Source organism: Methanoregula sp. PtaB.Bin085 (genome assembly GCF_002067035.1).
Lineage (GTDB): Archaea > Halobacteriota > Methanomicrobia > Methanomicrobiales > Methanospirillaceae > Methanoregula.
Genome location: NZ_MVQB01000013.1, coordinates 149,139 through 165,187, shown reverse-complemented (window position 1 = coordinate 165,187; position 16,049 = coordinate 149,139). Strand labels below are relative to the sequence as shown.

The 16,049-nt window shown below is 57.7% G+C and carries 19 protein-coding genes; 8 read left to right on the top strand and 11 right to left on the bottom strand.

Annotation, left to right across the window (positions count from 1 at the left end):
* Positions 1-7: 7 nt before the first annotated feature.
* Positions 8-865 carry a neutral zinc metallopeptidase gene (locus tag A4E33_RS01570; RefSeq protein WP_292345767.1) on the top strand — a complete coding sequence of 286 codons (858 nt, stop codon included), beginning with the start codon at positions 8-10 and terminating at the stop codon, positions 863-865.
* Between the two features lie 374 nt (positions 866-1,239).
* On the opposite strand, the gene A4E33_RS01565 is transcribed toward A4E33_RS01570, so the two are convergent.
* Both A4E33_RS01565 and A4E33_RS01560 read right to left on the bottom strand, forming a co-directional pair.
* Positions 1,240-2,751: a helicase HerA-like domain-containing protein gene (locus A4E33_RS01565; protein WP_292345766.1), complete on the bottom strand. Its 1,512-nt coding sequence runs from the start codon at positions 2,749-2,751 to the stop codon at positions 1,240-1,242.
* Between the two features lie 144 nt (positions 2,752-2,895).
* Positions 2,896-3,318, bottom strand: coding sequence for a YkgJ family cysteine cluster protein (locus A4E33_RS01560; protein WP_292345765.1), 423 nt, complete (start codon positions 3,316-3,318; stop codon positions 2,896-2,898).
* Between the two features lie 145 nt (positions 3,319-3,463).
* On the opposite strand from A4E33_RS01560, the gene A4E33_RS01555 reads away from it, so the two are divergent.
* The gene (locus A4E33_RS01555; RefSeq protein ID WP_292345763.1) at positions 3,464-3,802 is read left to right on the top strand and encodes a hypothetical protein; all 339 of its coding nucleotides are present in this window, start codon (positions 3,464-3,466) and stop codon (positions 3,800-3,802) included.
* Here A4E33_RS01555 and A4E33_RS01550 read toward each other — a convergent pair.
* Positions 3,796-4,374 carry a QueT transporter family protein gene (locus A4E33_RS01550; RefSeq protein ID WP_292345762.1) on the bottom strand — a complete coding sequence of 193 codons (579 nt, stop codon included), beginning with the start codon at positions 4,372-4,374 and terminating at the stop codon, positions 3,796-3,798. The genes A4E33_RS01555 and A4E33_RS01550 overlap by 7 nt on opposite strands.
* A 167-nt stretch (positions 4,375-4,541) precedes the next feature.
* Here A4E33_RS01550 and A4E33_RS01545 point away from each other — a divergent pair, with 167 nt between their 5' ends.
* A complete protein-coding gene (locus A4E33_RS01545; protein ID WP_292345760.1) occupies positions 4,542-4,766 on the top strand; it encodes a hypothetical protein in 225 nt (74 codons plus the stop codon).
* A gap of 37 nt (positions 4,767-4,803) precedes the next feature.
* Here A4E33_RS01545 and A4E33_RS01540 read toward each other — a convergent pair whose 3' ends face one another.
* The 5 genes from A4E33_RS01540 to A4E33_RS01520 form a co-directional block, all read right to left on the bottom strand.
* The gene (locus tag A4E33_RS01540; RefSeq protein WP_292345758.1) at positions 4,804-5,286 is read right to left on the bottom strand and encodes a YkgJ family cysteine cluster protein; all 483 of its coding nucleotides are present in this window, start codon (positions 5,284-5,286) and stop codon (positions 4,804-4,806) included.
* A gap of 164 nt (positions 5,287-5,450) precedes the next feature.
* Complete coding sequence (locus A4E33_RS01535; protein ID WP_292345756.1) at positions 5,451-6,011, bottom strand: LEA type 2 family protein; 561 nt, start codon at positions 6,009-6,011, stop codon at positions 5,451-5,453.
* A gap of 101 nt (positions 6,012-6,112) precedes the next feature.
* On the bottom strand, positions 6,113-7,732 hold the full coding sequence (locus A4E33_RS01530; protein ID WP_292345754.1) for a putative manganese-dependent inorganic diphosphatase: 1,620 nt from the start codon (positions 7,730-7,732) through the stop codon (positions 6,113-6,115).
* A 123-nt stretch (positions 7,733-7,855) separates the two neighbouring features.
* The gene (locus A4E33_RS01525) at positions 7,856-8,131 is read right to left on the bottom strand and encodes a winged helix-turn-helix domain-containing protein (protein WP_292345752.1); all 276 of its coding nucleotides are present in this window, start codon (positions 8,129-8,131) and stop codon (positions 7,856-7,858) included.
* Complete coding sequence (locus A4E33_RS01520) at positions 8,128-8,769, bottom strand: hypothetical protein (protein ID WP_292345750.1); 642 nt, start codon at positions 8,767-8,769, stop codon at positions 8,128-8,130. The genes A4E33_RS01525 and A4E33_RS01520 overlap by 4 nt, the downstream gene beginning before the upstream one ends.
* Positions 8,770-8,899: 130 nt before the next feature.
* Between A4E33_RS01520 and A4E33_RS01515 the strand changes: the two genes are divergently transcribed.
* The 3 genes from A4E33_RS01515 to pap all read left to right on the top strand — a co-directional run bounded on the left by A4E33_RS01515 (position 8,900) and on the right by pap (position 11,854).
* Entirely contained in the window at positions 8,900-9,082 is a 183-nt protein-coding gene (locus A4E33_RS01515; RefSeq protein ID WP_292345748.1) for a hypothetical protein, read from the top strand.
* Complete coding sequence (gene pscS, locus A4E33_RS01510) at positions 9,079-10,260, top strand: O-phospho-L-seryl-tRNA:Cys-tRNA synthase (RefSeq protein ID WP_292345746.1); 1,182 nt, start codon at positions 9,079-9,081, stop codon at positions 10,258-10,260. The genes A4E33_RS01515 and pscS overlap by 4 nt, the downstream gene beginning before the upstream one ends.
* 115 nt (positions 10,261-10,375) lie before the next feature.
* Positions 10,376-11,854, top strand: coding sequence for a polyphosphate:AMP phosphotransferase (gene pap / locus A4E33_RS01505; RefSeq protein WP_292345745.1), 1,479 nt, complete (start codon positions 10,376-10,378; stop codon positions 11,852-11,854).
* Between the two features lie 244 nt (positions 11,855-12,098).
* On the opposite strand, the gene A4E33_RS01500 is transcribed toward pap, so the two are convergent.
* The 3 genes from A4E33_RS01500 to thiI form a co-directional block, all read right to left on the bottom strand.
* On the bottom strand, positions 12,099-12,368 hold the full coding sequence (locus A4E33_RS01500; RefSeq protein WP_292345743.1) for a ribbon-helix-helix domain-containing protein: 270 nt from the start codon (positions 12,366-12,368) through the stop codon (positions 12,099-12,101).
* A gap of 88 nt (positions 12,369-12,456) precedes the next feature.
* Positions 12,457-13,389, bottom strand: coding sequence for a radical SAM protein (locus tag A4E33_RS01495; RefSeq protein WP_292345742.1), 933 nt, complete (start codon positions 13,387-13,389; stop codon positions 12,457-12,459).
* Positions 13,390-13,405: 16 nt separating this feature from the next.
* On the bottom strand, positions 13,406-14,635 hold the full coding sequence (gene thiI, locus A4E33_RS01490) for a tRNA uracil 4-sulfurtransferase ThiI (RefSeq protein WP_292345739.1): 1,230 nt from the start codon (positions 14,633-14,635) through the stop codon (positions 13,406-13,408).
* A gap of 293 nt (positions 14,636-14,928) precedes the next feature.
* On the opposite strand from thiI, the gene A4E33_RS01485 reads away from it, so the two are divergent.
* Complete coding sequence (locus A4E33_RS01485; protein WP_292345737.1) at positions 14,929-15,561, top strand: DUF2150 family protein; 633 nt, start codon at positions 14,929-14,931, stop codon at positions 15,559-15,561.
* Positions 15,558-16,010: a DUF5814 domain-containing protein gene (locus tag A4E33_RS01480; RefSeq protein ID WP_292345736.1), complete on the top strand. Its 453-nt coding sequence runs from the start codon at positions 15,558-15,560 to the stop codon at positions 16,008-16,010. Before A4E33_RS01485 ends, A4E33_RS01480 begins: the two co-directional genes overlap by 4 nt.
* The last annotated feature ends 39 nt before the right edge of the window (positions 16,011-16,049 follow it).

Below are 16,049 nucleotides of genomic sequence, written 5' to 3'. Positions count from 1 at the left end.
AACGGGCATGAGGTGGCGGACCGGAACGCGGAGCGGGAACGTGGAGGATATCCGGGGAATGTCCGGCGGGCGGGCCGGGGGCCTCGGCATCGTCGGGATCATCGTTGTCATCGGCCTGGCTCTCGTCCTCGGGATCGATCCCATCTCTCTTCTCGGCAGCACCGACCTTTCATCGGCCATGCCGGCGCAGCAGTCATCGCTGTCGCGGGAAGAGCAGGACCTGCTTGCGGACAATGCAACGCTGGTGCTTGGCGATACGGAGAAGACATGGGCGGTAATCTTCGAGGACGAGCTGGGAAAGACTTATCAGAACCCGAAACTCGTTCTCTTCACCGGCAGTGTCGACTCTGCCTGCGGGTACGCGAGCGCTGCCATCGGGCCGTTCTACTGCCCTGGTGACGAGAAGGTGTACCTTGACCTGGATTTCTTCGATGAACTGAACCGGCAGTACGGGGCGCCCGGCGACTTTGCACAGGCATATGTTATCACCCACGAAGTCGGCCACCATGTCCAGAACCTTCTTGGGACATCGGATTATGTGGACCGGAAGAGCCGGCAGCTGAGCGGGTCCGAGGCGAACAAACTCTCCGTTGCGCTCGAACTGCAGGCAGACTGTTATGCCGGTGTATGGGCCAACCGGGCGCAGCGCCAGGACCTGATTCTCGAGAAAGGCGATCTGGAGGAGGCACTCAACGCGGCGAACGCGATTGGCGACGACACCCTCCAGAAAGAGGCGCAGGGTTATGTTGTCCCTGACTCCTTCACACACGGGACTTCTGCCGAACGCGTCAGATGGTTCCGTAAGGGAATGGACTCCGGGCAGGTTTCGGCATGCGAGAATTCCCTGCTGCCGGCTGTGACGTGATGCAGGTCTGGTGCCGATAATCCCTTCCTATTCCGATTATATATGACGATGATCCCCTGACTCCCTCAAGAACATTGGATACTGGAGAGGAGATGATTTCCCGCTCCTCAATTGCCATGATGGGGGCTGATGCCCCCATACCCCCTTTATGATAGTTGCCGCCGCCCCCGCGGGGGCGCTCCCGCGGCGGCCTCAATTACCGGTTTTCCGGGTGACGGTAATTGCCCCGCCGTGCCCCGTGAGGGGCCCTGAGGCGGGGAGCACTCATATTAATTCTAATTGATTGACCTTTTTTCATCGTTCTGGTCTGAACTCGCTTGGTTCATGCAAGTTTCTTCAAAGCAGGAAAATTAAAAAAAAAAGGATCCGACCCTTCACCGTTTTCCGGCAAGGGACCCGAGAACGCCTCGGATCAGGGCCCGCCCCAGCTGCGTTCCCACCGAACGGGCTGCGCTGGTGGCGGCGGATCCAAGGACATCGCCCATATCTTTTTGTGATGAGCGCGGGGCCGGTCTCCGGGTCTCGGCCGGGGCTTTTTGAACAGGGGCTGGAGGAGTGAGAGGTGTTGCTGCGGGTGTCTCGGCATCGGCCCGCTTTTTCAGCAATTCATACGCGGATTCGCGGTCAATGATATTTGCGTAACGTGCCTGGAACGGGGACGATCGGAGAACACCATCACGTTCCATGGGTACGAGCGGGGCAAACCTGCTGCGCGGCGGGTACACGAACGCCCGTTCAACAACCGACGGGCTCCCCTTCTCATCGAGCAGCGAGATGAGGACTTCCCCGATCTGCAGCTCTGTCATTACCGCTGCCGTATCGAATGACGGGTTCGGACGCAGTGTCCCGGCGGCACCTTTGACATTCTTTGCATCCTTGGGGGTGAATGCCCGGAGCGCATGGTGGACGCGGTTCCCCAGCTGGCCGAGTACCGGGTCGGGAAGGTCGAGCGGGTTCTGGGTGACGAAGTAAACGCCGATACCTTTCGACCGGATCAGCCGGACCACCTGCACGATCTTCTCCTCGAGCATCTTCGGGGTGTCAGCAAAGAGCAGGTGCGCCTCATCAAAGAAGAAGACGAGTTTGGGTTTGTCCACGTCGCCGGCCTCGGGGAACTTCTCGAAGAGTTCCGAGAGCAGCCAGAGGAGGAATGTTGCATAGGTCTTCGGGGACTGCATCAGCCGGTCGGCTGCAAGGATATTGATCATGCCCCTGCCCGCGGAATCGGTCCGGACAAAATCCATGACATCAAGGGCAGGCTCGCCGAAGAGCCGGTCTCCCCCCTGCTGTTCCAGCGCCAGCAGGCTCCTCTGGATGGATCCGATGCTTGCAGGCGAGATGTTGCCATACCTTGTCTTCAGATCCTTTGCATGATCCCCGCAGTACTGCGCCATCGCCCTGAGGTCCTTTAAGTCAAGGAGCAGAAGGCCCTGATCGTCGGCTATCTTGAAGAGGATGGTCAGCACGTCGGTCTGGATATCGTTGAGGTCCAGGATCCGGGCAAGGAGGAGCGGCCCCATATCCGAGATGGTTGTCCTGACCGGGTGGCCGGCCGCACCATATGCGTCCCAGAACGTGACGGGGTATCCCTGGGGTTGTATCCCGGTAATGCCCAGCTGTTGCGCCCGCTCGTTCACTTTGGGGTTGTCCCCGCCGGCAGCCGCGAGCCCGGAGAGGTCCCCCTTAATATCCGCAAGGAAGACAGGGACGCCGATGGCACTGAAGTTTTCCGCAAGGAGCCGCAGCGTCGTGGTCTTTCCGGTCCCGGTTGCTCCGGCGATCAGGCCGTGGCGGTTTGCCATTGCAGGAAGCATCGTGACATCGTGTGCCCCCTTTGCAACGGTAAATGGTTGAACAGTATCCGGCATGATATTCCCAAGTACCATTCCGGTCTGGAAAGATAATGATTGTCCGCAAAGGCAGGACAATGCCGCGATACCGAAAACGCTGGCAGAACCCGTTTCCGTAAACCCGGCCGGGTCCGGGCAGGTCCGGGCATACCGGAAGGCTGCATGGCCCGGTACCATGGATCAGAGCGGCCAGCGGCAGCTGTTCCCGGCTTTCTTCAGGGCCGGGCACCGGTTGAAGAACGTCTCGCCCCAGACCCATGGCTGGTACGTGCAGCACATCTCGGGTTTCACCGAATGGATACCGCAGAGATACCGCTCCCGGGATACCCTGCGCAGGAAGGGGCAGACCGTGACAAAACCGCCGGTCTCCGGATCGCACATCTCGAACGAGACGATATTCCCCAGGTCCTCGCCATGCAGGGCAATGCAGGGCACGCGGCTGCCATCGTCGCGGTTGGCAGCAAACCAGCGCAGGATGTCGGTCCTGCCATTTTCAATCCAGGTATAGACGTTCGCTGCCGTCGGCGTGATACCGGGGCCGAAGATCCGGCAGCAGAGACCGCACTGCTCGCAGGGTTCGTCATCCAGTTCCGGCATGTCCATGCAGCATCTCTCCCTTGTTCATCCGGCACGCAGGCAAAAGTAGGTATCGGATCGGTCCTGCGATTCCCGCTCGGGGCAGGGCAGCACATGCCGGACGAATGACGAATCTTTTAAACCATGAACGGCAATCCATTGGGTGAGACCGATGAGAAATTCTGCCGACCTGGTCAACGAGATGCTCAAGGAAGCCAGGGGTGCTGTTGTCGTCGCAATAGCGGTCGGGTTCGCAGACGATACCCGTTTCATCTTCAGCTCGCAGAGGCAGCCGCTCTCCGAACTGAACAAGCTCATCAGCAGGGGAGGGTCACCAATCGGCCTGCTCCGGTTCGACCGGGAGGGCACGGAGATCCAGGGATCCTACCGCCCGTTCGAGGAATATGCCGGCGAAGAATGGGTGCAGGGATACCTCGCCGGCCTCCTGGACCATGCTCAGGAAATCCTCCAGTTAAGCCGGGAGACACAGAATATCCCCGCAGCTTACTGATCGCTGCCTGTCCATTCCCTGCCGTAGGTCCACCCGTTCTGTACGGCACGTTCTCCCAGAACCTTGAACAGGACAGGCCCGGCAGTCATTGCCCAGACAATGCTGTTGCCAAGGTACCCGGTGAATTTGCTTTCGAACGGACGGGAAAAGAAGAAGGTACCGGACGCGGCAAGAAGCGCCATGCAGACGAGAGTCATGACTGCAGTTACGATGAGAAAGATCGCAAGGCCGTGCCGGCCCATCCTCTCTCCCCGCCCCTTAACGAGCCGGTGCCACAGAAGATAGGACAGGTACGGGTACAGGATATTGATAAGGAACCCGGCAATGCTCATCGGGGACCATGAACCGAAATAATCGCCGGCAATGTTCCCGATGCCAAGACCCCATGCGGCAGCCGGGCCCCAGATGATGCCCAGTACAACCGGCAGCGCGGCCGCCGGACGGATCGGTATTCCCGCAACACTCCAGTGAAGCTGGTTGAACGGGATGAGGACAAGCGCATAGATCAGCGCGGAGAGCGCGATCCATTTCAGCCCGTTCCGGTCTCTCCAGACCTCAAGGAGCTCATGCATACATTCCGTAGGTGTTCTCCGGAAATAAAACGAACGGAAAATTCTGCCGGGATCATTGCCGGTCAGGTCGATCGGTTTGTCATCCGCCCACATCAGCAACCGGAAGAAAAAACCTTAATTATCCCAAAAAGAGCATACAACCATACCGGGAAGGAAGGTGGACATCAATGGCCGATACCCTTTCAGTCAAAGCGAAAAAAGCGATCGATGATGCCCGCGTTGCCGCTCATGCGGTGATGGACGATGTATCCGTTGCTGCCCATAACACCCTCGTGGACACCGAGGCGGATGTGCAGAAGGTGTCCGATGAGGTGAAGGTCGGTGTGCACAAGGCTTTTGCCGACGCAAAGATCGCAGCCCACAGGGCCGGGGCCAGGCTGAAGAAGAAGTAAACGGACCGACCGGACCAGGTTTTTTCAACGCCGCGGTTCACGTGAGCACGCGGTACCCTTCTGCAACGAGTGTCAGGATCACCTGACGGTCCCATTGGGCATCGTCCGGCTCAACTATCTGATCCACCTTCTGCCTGAAAATCCGGGTCAGCCTCTCATCCTCCGACGCAAGGTGGCGATGGCCCATGATCCTCCCGGCCCGCGTTCCGTCCGGCTTCAGGATCAGCAGCCGCCAGCAGCCATAGTCCCGGCAGATCTCCGGGCGGGTGAGATGAACGGTGCAGTATCCCTTCTCCGCTGCATGGTCAAACCGGAAGAACGGGCACGCCTCGGGGCGTTCGGCAAAGATGCTTCGGTCGTTGAAGAGGGAAATCTTGTCCTTGTCGACCGCGACCGGCGTCTTATCTCCGGTATACTGGTTCCGTACCAGGAAACGGTACTGCCCGTACTCCTCCACGATCACATGAACGAGGCCGAGGTGGCTGCAGCATTCCCCGCACTGGCTGCATTCAAAAGGCATTCATCTCACCCAAAGACCATACCCGGTACTATCCCGGGTTCTCTTAATCTCAGCGCAGCATGCACAGGCTCACTCCCTCCGGGCAAGAGAGGATTCCGCCCGGTCTTCTGCAGGAAAACCGGAAGATTCCTGTCGCGGAAGGTTGTCCTGTCCGGCAGCCGGGATCAGGACAATGATCCCAGGAGCCCCCCGAGCTGCTGAATCCCTTCCGAGAGATTGATATCGGTGCCCGGGATGGTTGCCGGGACAAGGCCGGTGAACTCGGATGCTTCAAACGTCCTGCTCTGTTCGAAGGGTTTCTCAAACGACGTCACCTTTACGTCAATGAACGCTGAGCCGTTGACATACAGCGTGATATTCCCGTTCCGGAGAAGAGAGCCGGCCGCATTGACTGCCTGGACGTTGCTGATGGTGACCGGGATTTCGATGGTGGTGTTGCCGTTTTCCCTGATATCGATATCTGACTTTTCTCCGTGGCCGAGGAAGGTACGGGAACCATCAAGGTAGTAAACATCAAATGCCAGCCTGTTCAGCCTCGCACCGAGCGGATTAGGATTGAAGATATTCACGGTCGTGTTCACGTTCATTGTCCGGAGGGTGACATCGGAAAGCGTGATATTCCCAACGGTCACGACAGGATCTTTTACCGGTGGTTCCATGCACCCGGACACCACGAGCATGAGCCCGAGGAGGATGCAGGAACCGGCAAGGGTGCGGGGCATCATAGTGAGAGCATTGACGCGGATCTATCTAATGATAACGGTTGCCGTCTTCTCACCCGGTTCCTGCAGGAGCCGCTGGCAGGAAGTGACGATACTCGCTGGTCTCAGGAAACCCCGCGGAGCCGGTCACCAAGCCAGGGAAGAAAATCCTTCTTCCGCGACATGACCCCATCGAACCGGGCGGGCATACCGGTACAGAATATTTTCCCAAGGAGGGAACTGTCTCCGGCAGCATAGATATCACTCGCATTCTCCATGACGTTCGTGAAAAGGGCGACAGCAAGGTCGGTCCCGGTTCCTGACCGGAGGACCGACAGTTCCCCACGAATGGCATCCGATCGTTCGCGGTTCCAGAAGAATGAAGGAACCATCACCTGCGAGATAATCACCTTTCTGCCAAAGAGGGTAAATGCCTTTGTGTCGCGGGCAATGATCTGCGACAGCGGTACGCCCGCAAGGTCCATACCCCGTTCAAGAAGGGCAGTCCCGAGATCGTCCGGTTCCACTCCAGCCAGCGGCGCGAGGTACTTCACCGCCATCCGGTCGTGGTGGGTCGTCGTTGACATGCGCAGGGCAAGTGTGTCGGAAAGGATCCCGCAGAGCAGCACGCCGGCAATTCCCGGAGACGGCACAAGGCCGGACTCCATGAATTTCATCGCGATGATCGTCGATGTCGCGCCAACCGGGTCGTTGAAGAATTTCACCGGTCTCAGGGTTGTTATCGGGCTGAGCCGGTGGTGGTCGATGATCTCCACGATCTCTGCCTCGCCGATCCCGTCAACAGCCTGCGATGCCTCGTTATGGTCAAGCAGGATGACCTGGCGCCTGACATCCATAAGAAGGGTCGTGCGGGTCAGGATACCGGACAGCGTACCGTCCGCTCCGACAACGCATGCAGCCCGGAACTTCGAACCGGCAACAACCTCCCGGGCATGGATGATTGTATCAGCCAGGGAAAGGATGGGGACATCCGGTTCCATTACCTCGCGTGCCGGGAGCGAGAGGCTGATCATCTTCCCGACACCGAATGCGTCCAGCGGGGTTGTCAGGACAGCAACTCCTTTCTTCCGTGCAGCGTCGATGACACGCTCACCAGCCGGAGCGCCTTCCGCAATGATGAGGCAGGCTGTCCCGGCACCGATGAGCGCAAGCTGGGCAGGTTCGTTGTCACCGACGATCACGATATCCTTTGCCGTCATCTTTGCAAGGGTGACATGCAGGGCATCGATGGCAATATAGACACGACCCTCGAGAACGGCGCCGGCAGATACCGCAATGCCGGCATTCAGGATCCGGGCAAGCGTTCCGATGCTGACGGGGGTCACCGCAAGTTCTGCGAGATGGACCTTCCGGAGGTATGCTGCGGCAAGGGCATGCTCCCCGACCATCCCTACCGGCTTCCCGTCAGGGTCGGTGATGACAACATTCCGGATCCCTTCCGTGGCCATCAGGGACGCCACATCGACTGTCGGGACATCGGCTGCAAGCGAGAAGACCGGCTTGTAGGGAATATCCGAGAGCCGGGGCTCGAGAGACGGGATAAAGACAGGGCTCTCGATCCCGAACCGTTCCAGCATGTACCGTGACTCGGGATTCAGGTCGCCGCACCGGGCTGGTATGTACCGCCCCGGCTCGGAACGGTTCCTGAAATCCGCATACCCGATGACGCTGGCGATACTGTCCGTGTCAGGATTCCTGTGCCCGAAGATGTAAACAGGATGCACGGTGGGGCATCCGGGTAGTCCGCTGCTCATCTGACAATATAATAGCTCCCGGAGGTGATAAGCGCGGCGGCGGGTTCGGCCGCGTCAGGGATTGTGGAGAGGTCGTCGCGTTCCCCACCTCCATCAGAGCCTGAACCCGGGCCCGGTATCGAACAGTTTCTGATAGAGCGAGCTGAAAAGCGCGATGTATTCCGCAGCAGCAGGAGTAGAAAGATACCGCGCTTTCTCCTCTTCCGTGACCAAAGACAGGTATCCCTTCGCTGCGAGGAACGCGATATATTCCTGCCCGGTCTTCGAGTTCAGATCGCACCGGTTGATGATTGCCGTGAAGGATCGCGGGGTTTTACAATAGACGAGGATCTCCCAGTAAATCTCGTACACGGTCCGGCGCCCGCTCATGCCTCATCCCTTTCCAGGGTCTTTTTCAGGGTGCATTCGGATTCCCCTATCTCGTGCAAGCGGCGGTCCCAGAGGCCGGCAAACCGGGAAAAATAATACGACGAGATGAGGCTGACAAGGGCGATCCCCAGCGTCAGCAGCATGGACGGGAGGAGAACGAGGCTTTCAAACGTGGCCGACCCGCTGTTCGCAGTCAGGGACAGTGCCCGGATGCCGCTCGTGATTGAGAGGACAAAGAAGACACAACCGCCGGCTGTGCTGACAAGGATCATGGTCCGGATGGTATCCCTGTTGTCCCGGTAATGGGCAAGCATCCGCACAATCAGGCAGGTCAGCCGTTCCTCTGATACCTCTTCGCCCGACGCACTGAGTGCGTCCCGGATCGTTTCGACACCTTCGAAGATCCTGAGCGTTGATAAAAGCCAGCTGAGCCCGAGCCCGAAACAGGCAAGGGCAGCCGCACCGGTAACGAGCCGGAGCAGGACTGCCTGCAGCCCCAGGGGACTGCCAAGCACAGCTGTGATTATGTAGGAGATTCCATATGCAATAGCCAGCGCGGCAAAGACAAGGTTGATGAGCGAGATGCGATAGAAATTCGCGATCTCGGTTTTGAACCGGATTAGTGCTGGATTCATCATTCACCGGCTTATCCGTATATTGGCGTTTGGCAAATAAAGACCATGAAACACAGATACATATCAGTGAGCCTGCCCGGGATCGGCGCAAGTACTTAATTTTCCGGTGCGTATACTCTAGGCAGGTGAACCGATGTCAAAACGGGCAGTCGACATGACCTTCCAGGCAATTTATACTCTTACCGATATCCGTATTCTTCTCCGGGAAACCGCTCCTTCCCACGAGTTCGATATCCACCAGGAAGCACAGGCGGTGCGGCTCCTTGAGAACCTCGAGCGGCAGGTCCAGTCCCTGAAGCAGGAGATGCTGAAATGAAGTGTGCAAGCGGGATCGAGGCGCGGCAGGTGGACGAGCTCTTCATCAATATCGACCCCATACAGGCGGGCGGGCGGCTCACGGCCGAAGCGATGAAGGCCGTCATCGCGTACGGTGATGGATACTCCGTCTGCGACAACTGCCGCAAGCCCAACCGGCTCGACTATATTGCAAAGCCTCCCATCGCCGAGTTTCACAAGGACGTTGCAAAGTGGCTGAACATGGATGCTGTCCGGACAGTCCCCGGGGCCCGCCGGGGATTCCAGGCGGTTGCACAGACCTACGTGAAGAAGGGTGACCCGGTCCTCCTGACATCTCTTTCCCACTACACCGAGTTCCTGGCCATCGAAGAAGCGGGTGGCGTCGCACGCGAGATCCCGGCAAACGACCAGAAACTCGTAACCCCCGATGCGGCTGCAGCGAAGATCGAGGCTGTGAAGAAAGAACTGGGGAAAGCCCCGGTCCTCGCCTTTATCGATCACGTTGATTACCAGTACGGGAACCTGCACGATTTTGCTGCGATTGCAAAGGTGGCGCACCAGTACGATATTCCGGTTGTTTATAATGGCGCATACACGGTCGGCATCCTGCCGGTTGATGGCAAAGCCCTTGGCGCAGATTTTGTTGTCGGATCCGGCCACAAGAGCATGGCAGCCCCGGCTCCCTCCGGCATCCTCGCCGTTACTGCAGAACGGGAGAAAGAGGTCTTCCGCACAACAGCAATTGTCGGCGATGTAACGAACCGTAAGTTCGGAATCAAGGAGCCGGAAATGATAGGCTGCACGCTGATGGGCGCTACACTGATCGGGATGATGGCGTCGTTCCCGCATGTCAGGCAGCGGACAAAGCATTTCGACCGAGAACTCGCCAACCACGCGGTTGTCATGGACGCGCTCCTCTCCATCGAGGGCACGAAGTGCCTCTCCGAGTATCCGCGGAAGCACACGATGACACGGGTTGACACAACGGCATCGTTCGACCGGATCGCGGAATCGCACAAGAAGCGGGGGTACTTCCTCCAGAGTGCTCTCGAAGAACGGGGTGTTACGGGAGTCATCCCCGGTGCAACGAAGGTCTGGAAGTTCAATACGTACGGAACGACCCATAAACAGGCGCTGCACCTTGCAAAGGCGTTCGTGGAGATCGCCCGGGAGAACGGGCTAGCGGTAAAGGGATAATTCCCCGGTCATTTTTTTACCCGGGGTGACCCGGGTAAAGGTTATCATCCCCTGTGCCCTACGAATCCGATAGAGATATACCGCTGATTATAAATGGCGGGAGGGAATCTCGACCATGCTTGACAGATGCGACCTGACAAAGAAAGCTGACGAAGGATCCTATGACAAAACCCTCGGGTCGTACAAGGAACGCCTGAATTATCTCCAGCGGTCACTGCGCGACCAGCAGATCCCCGTTATCATCGTCATTGAGGGATGGAACACGGCCGGGATCACCATGGCGGTCCACGAGATCATCCAGGCGCTCGATCCCCGCGGATTTACCCTGCATGCAATAGAAAAACCCACGGAGGAGGAACGGGCACACCCGTTCCTCTGGAGATTCTGGCTGCGGACCCCTCCCCGCGGCAGGATCGCCCTCTTCGCACGGGGCTGGTACAGCCGCGCCATCTCTGAAGAGATGCAGAAACATGCATGGGAAAAAACACTCTCCGGAAGGGTTGGTCAGATCAACAACTTCGAGCGCCAGCTCCATGATGACGGCACGGTCATCCTGAAATTCTTCCTGCACATCACCAAGGAGGAGCAGAAACGGCGGCTCGATGAGCGCGAACGGAACCCGCTCACGGCATGGCTCGTCACCCCGTCGATCTGGAACATCCACCGGCATTACGAGGACTCGCTCCCGCTCATCGACCGTTTCATCGAGAAGACCGACACCGATTATGCACCTTGGACCATTGTCGAGGCTATGGACCGGAAATACGCGATCCTCAAAATTTACGGTACGATTGTGAAGTCCCTGGAGAAGAGGGCAGATAGTATACGGGAGGGAAAACAAAAAAAAGCAAAACAGAAGGATCTGCCCCTCCCAAAGAAGAATCCGGTGAAACGAAAAGCATTACCGGAAAAAAAATATTCCAGAGAGGAGTGCCAGGAGTCGCTTGCAAGCCTCCAGATCGAGATGCTCGAGCTCCACTACCTCCTCTTCAAGCGGAAGATCCCTCTCATGATTGCGTACGAAGGCTGGGACGCGGCAGGGAAGGGGGGCAACATCACGCGGCTGACACGGTACATGAACCCGTTGGGGTATTATGTCGTTCCCGTCGCCGCACCGACCGAGCACGAGAAACAGTACCACTACCTGCGACGATTCATCAAGCATTTCCCCAAGGGAGGGGATATCGCGATCTTCGATCGGAGCTGGTACGGGAGGGTTCTTGTCGAGCGGGTTGAGGGCTTCTGCACAGAGACGGACTGGCAGCGGGCGTATCGCGAGATCAACGAGATGGAGGAGGATTTCGTGAACTCCTCCGGCGGGGGTATTGTCAAGTTCTGGCTGGAGATCGACAAGGACGAACAGCTCAGGCGGTTCCAGCAGCGGGCAAACGATCCACAGAAAGTGTACAAGATCACAGACGAGGACTGGCGCAACCGCGAGAAATGGGATCTCTACACTGAGGCTGTTGATGAGATGCTTGCCCGGACGAGCACGGAGATCGCACCGTGGACCGTCATCGAATCAGACGACAAATGGTATTCCCGGGTCAAGGCATTAAAGACGGTTATCAACACCGTCCAGAACCTGTTGTGAAACCGTACCTTCACGACAAGTTCTTTGGAGAAAATCCAAAAGACCTGCTAAGACAGGGTCAGGTTACAAATCGCGAGTTAGCTTGGAGTATGGGTACGGATAATCCGGCAGGAAAATTTAACAAAAGGACAGCGGTCGTTCTGCCGGGAGCAGAAAAGAAGATTTGGATACAGACTTTTGTCTTCCGAAACCGTTCATTCAGGCAGGATGCCGGGAATCATGGCTGTTTTCTTTGGGCGGGCGATTATTTATCAGCATTTTCGAGAGGATACTCGCGCATCAGGTGCCACAGGGTCGTACGGAACTCCTCGTCATGGCGGGCAAGGTCGAAGAAGACATTGCGCATGGTCTTTGGGAACCATTCGCTGTGCATATCCTGATGCTGGCAGTAAAATGCACAGGCATCGATGATCACATCGGCACGGTTCAGGTATTTCATCTTTGCAATCTCGTCGATCTTTTCAACAAGGCCGACCGGCATCCTGAGCGAGACCTCGGTTTCGTTATGGGGCATAGCTCCAGATATTCAATTCAAGATACATAAAACAGTGGTTGGAACCGGGAGTGGACAGTCCCGCGTGACCACGGCAGTTCCTGTGTGTTCAGCCGGGAAAACCGCGGTGCAGCCCTGCCCGCTGTGCGATCCGTACAGCCTGCCGGTACTCGATGGCAGTTATACTTCTCCGGAGCGACGGGAATCTGTTCTCCGGATTATCGATGACTCTGTGGGCGGGATGATACTGGTCCATGATGTTTACGTAGGTATCCTGCGAGAGATTCTCCGCTATCCACGGAAGGACAGAATCGCTCCCCGCGAGATTGTCCGGCAGCACAAGGTGCCGAACAAGCAGGCCGTGCCGTGCAATGCCTCCGGTTATGACAAGGTCACCGACCTGCCGGTGCATCTCCCGGAGGGCGTCTCTCATGACATCCACGTACCCTGCCGCACCAGAGAGGGCTTCTGCGATTCTGTTGCTGCCGTATTTTGCATCCGGCATGTAGATGTCGATGATCCCGTCGAGAAGCCGGAGCGTATCCATGGATTCGTACCCGCCGGAATTGTACACTACTGGCAAAGAAAGCCCCCGGCCGGCCGCGATCCCGATGCTCCTGATAAGCTGCGGGACAATATGGGTCGGGGTAACGACGTTGATGTTCACGCAGCCCCCTTTCTGCAGTCGGAGCATCATCTCCGCGAATTTTTCCAGGGGTATCTCACCCCCCCGTCCTTCCTGGCTGATATCGGCGTTCTGGCAGAACGTGCAGGCGAGGTTGCAGTGAGTAATAAAGATCGTGCCGGAACCCCCGTGCCCCACGAGCGGAGGCTCCTCGCCAAAATGCGGGCCATAGCTGGAGACGACCGGTAGCAGCCCGGTCCGGCAGAATCCCTGCTCGCCCGCGAACCGGTTCACCCCGCACCGGCGGGGGCAGACCGTGCAGGCCTTCAAAAGATCCTCTGCACGGTCCGCCCGTTCATCCAGTTCGCCGGATGCATGCAGGGTGAGGTATGCCGGTCGGAATTCATCCGGTTCCATCGGTCACTCCCGGGGGTCACTCCCCGCGGACATGGGGTATCTGATCAACAATCCTGCCGTCAAGCGCGGTGATGAACCGGCAATTGATGACCGCATGGTCCACAAGATCAACAATCCCGACCGTTTGCTCGTGCTCCAGCACTTCCTTCAGCCCTGCTGCCGTTGCAGGCATCTTCGGAACAGCGCGGCAGGCAAGATCGCCCGGCTTTGCAACGAACGTCCCGATACCGCGGGCGATTGCGATCGTTTCTTCCTTATCGAACGTGATAAGCGGTCGGAGAACCGGGACAGACGCAGCGTCAGCAACAACACCGAGATTCGCGAGGGTCTGGGAAGCCACCTGCCCGAGGTTCTCCCCGGTAACGACCGCAAGAGCGCCTTCGTGTTCCATCAGCCGTCCCGCGACACGGAGCATAAAACGCTTGCAGATGACGCAACGGTACCGCGGCGGGACTTTCTGCCGGCTCATCGCATCGTACAGCGGTTCGCTGTCCGCGATAACCATCGGGAGCGGAGTGCCGGCACACCAGAGGGAGAGCCTTCGATGGTTCTCAATCGCTGCAGCCGTGACGTCCGCACCGGCCCACCGCCCTGCATCCAGGTACAGGCTGGTGACCTCGCAACCGCGCTTCATGGCAAGCCATGACGCAACCGGCGAATCGATTCCAGCTGAGAGAAGGACCAGCACGCGGCCCTGCGTGCCCCAGGGCAGACCGCCCGGTCCCGGCAACCGCCCATCATACACAAGCCCCCCGATATCGCGGACCTCCGCAAAGATCTCATACGCGGGATCATCAAGATCAACGGTGAGACCGGGAATATGTTCGTACAGCCATGAGCCGATAACACGTCCCAGCTCCTGGCTGTCCATGCCGGTCTTGTGCTGCCGTTTTGCACGGACGGCAAAACTCATACCGGTTTTGAGGCGGGAAGACGCAAGGGCGAGCGCTGCCCGTTTCATCTCCTCCGGATCGGGAGATGTCCGGAGGCAGGTACTGACGTCCACTATGCCGAAGATCCGCGAAACAATCCCCGCGATCCGATCCGGATTATCGCCATAGATCAGGATCCTGCCACGGGGGGTTTCGAACCGGCATTCCAGACCTGCGGCTCCGAGCGCTTTCCGGATATTACGCAGGAGCATGCCGATGAAATGGCGCTTGACCGGTTCGCTCTTCAGGAAGAGCTCCCCGTACCGCGCCATCACAAGCTTCTCCTTCCCGTGTCCGTTTCCTCCTGCCGCCATAGTCCCGGAATAATTGCCCGTCAATGGTGATAACCGTTCTCGGCCCGGGATCCTGTCATCCCTCACGTTTCGGAACTGATGAGTCCGGAAGGTTCGTCAGAATCTGAATAGATCATCTGGATTATGAGGAGGAGTACTCTCCGGAGTACTTCGAATGTCGATGAGGTAATGGGTTGCGCAACAAACCTTCGACCCCGGGGGAGTTCAAAACCTTCGGTCTTCTCCATTCCCGGCTCTGGCGACCCTCGAAGTTCCGAAATCATTTAATCACGGAGGTGGAATACTGTAATGAAATGGCAAAGAAGGCAGCGAAAAAAGTTGAAGAAGAGCCCCTGAAGCTGTTCTATATCTTTTATAACCAGGAGCGCTGGGACAATTGGCTCAAAACCCTTTCCGAAGCGAGTTTCGAACAGGATCCAAAGAGCGAGGAGATGCCCGAGGGATTCCGTATCCTTGACGGCTTCTCCGTCGATATTACCATCGAGGTCCTGAAGATCATCAAGCTGTACCAGAACAAGCGTTTCAGCAAGGAAGAGGCCCTCGACAAGCTCGCCGCGGTCGAAGCGATTGTAATGGCGGCGGCCCCCAAGGGAGATCTCGAGGAACTCGTCGAGATCCTCCAGCTGCCCAAGCTTGTCCTCTTTGCCGGCAGCAGGAAATATATTTCCGGCACCTTCGACAAGGACATCAAGACACTCGTCAAGAAAGGAAAAGAGCAGATCGATAAGGACATGGAACTCGCCCTCGAGACCGCGTCCAACATCGCCGCTGCAGTCATTGACGGTGCTGCCTGCTGCGGGAAATATGTCAAGGACGATCTCGAGAATCCAACGCTGTTCGACGAATGGCTCATCGAATGCGAGCGGATCGGCGAGTCGATGACCTCGTTAAAGAACTTTGATGAGAGTACCGGAGAAGACGAGTGATCGCTGACCGGGCGCGTTTCCGTCATGCAAAAAAGATTGAACGGCTCGCCGGATACCGCATTCCCGAGCTTGCATTCTCGGGCACGATGCTCGAGACCCTCAGTTCTCGGATCGATTACGATTCCCTCGATTATGCAGTGAGGGAGCAGATCCTTGCTTTTTTTGATGCGTTTCTGCGGTGTAACTGCCGGGACTCCCCGCTCTGCGGCTGTCCGGAGAAGAAGTTTGCTACAAAAGTCCTCGAACTCCGGATGAACGGGCTCGACCACCGGCAGATAGGATCGTACCTGCTGGACGAATACGGGATCGAACTCTTCCCGGCCGATATTCTGTCATTCCTTGAGGAATCGGTCCATGTTCTCGAAGCAATCGCTGATGTGGCGCGGCTCCAGGGACGGGACGTGCTGGCAAAAAAGACCGGTGATACCATCCGGCTGATCGAGCGGTGATCGTTCCCGCCATATACCCGGAATCCGGCAGACGGACAG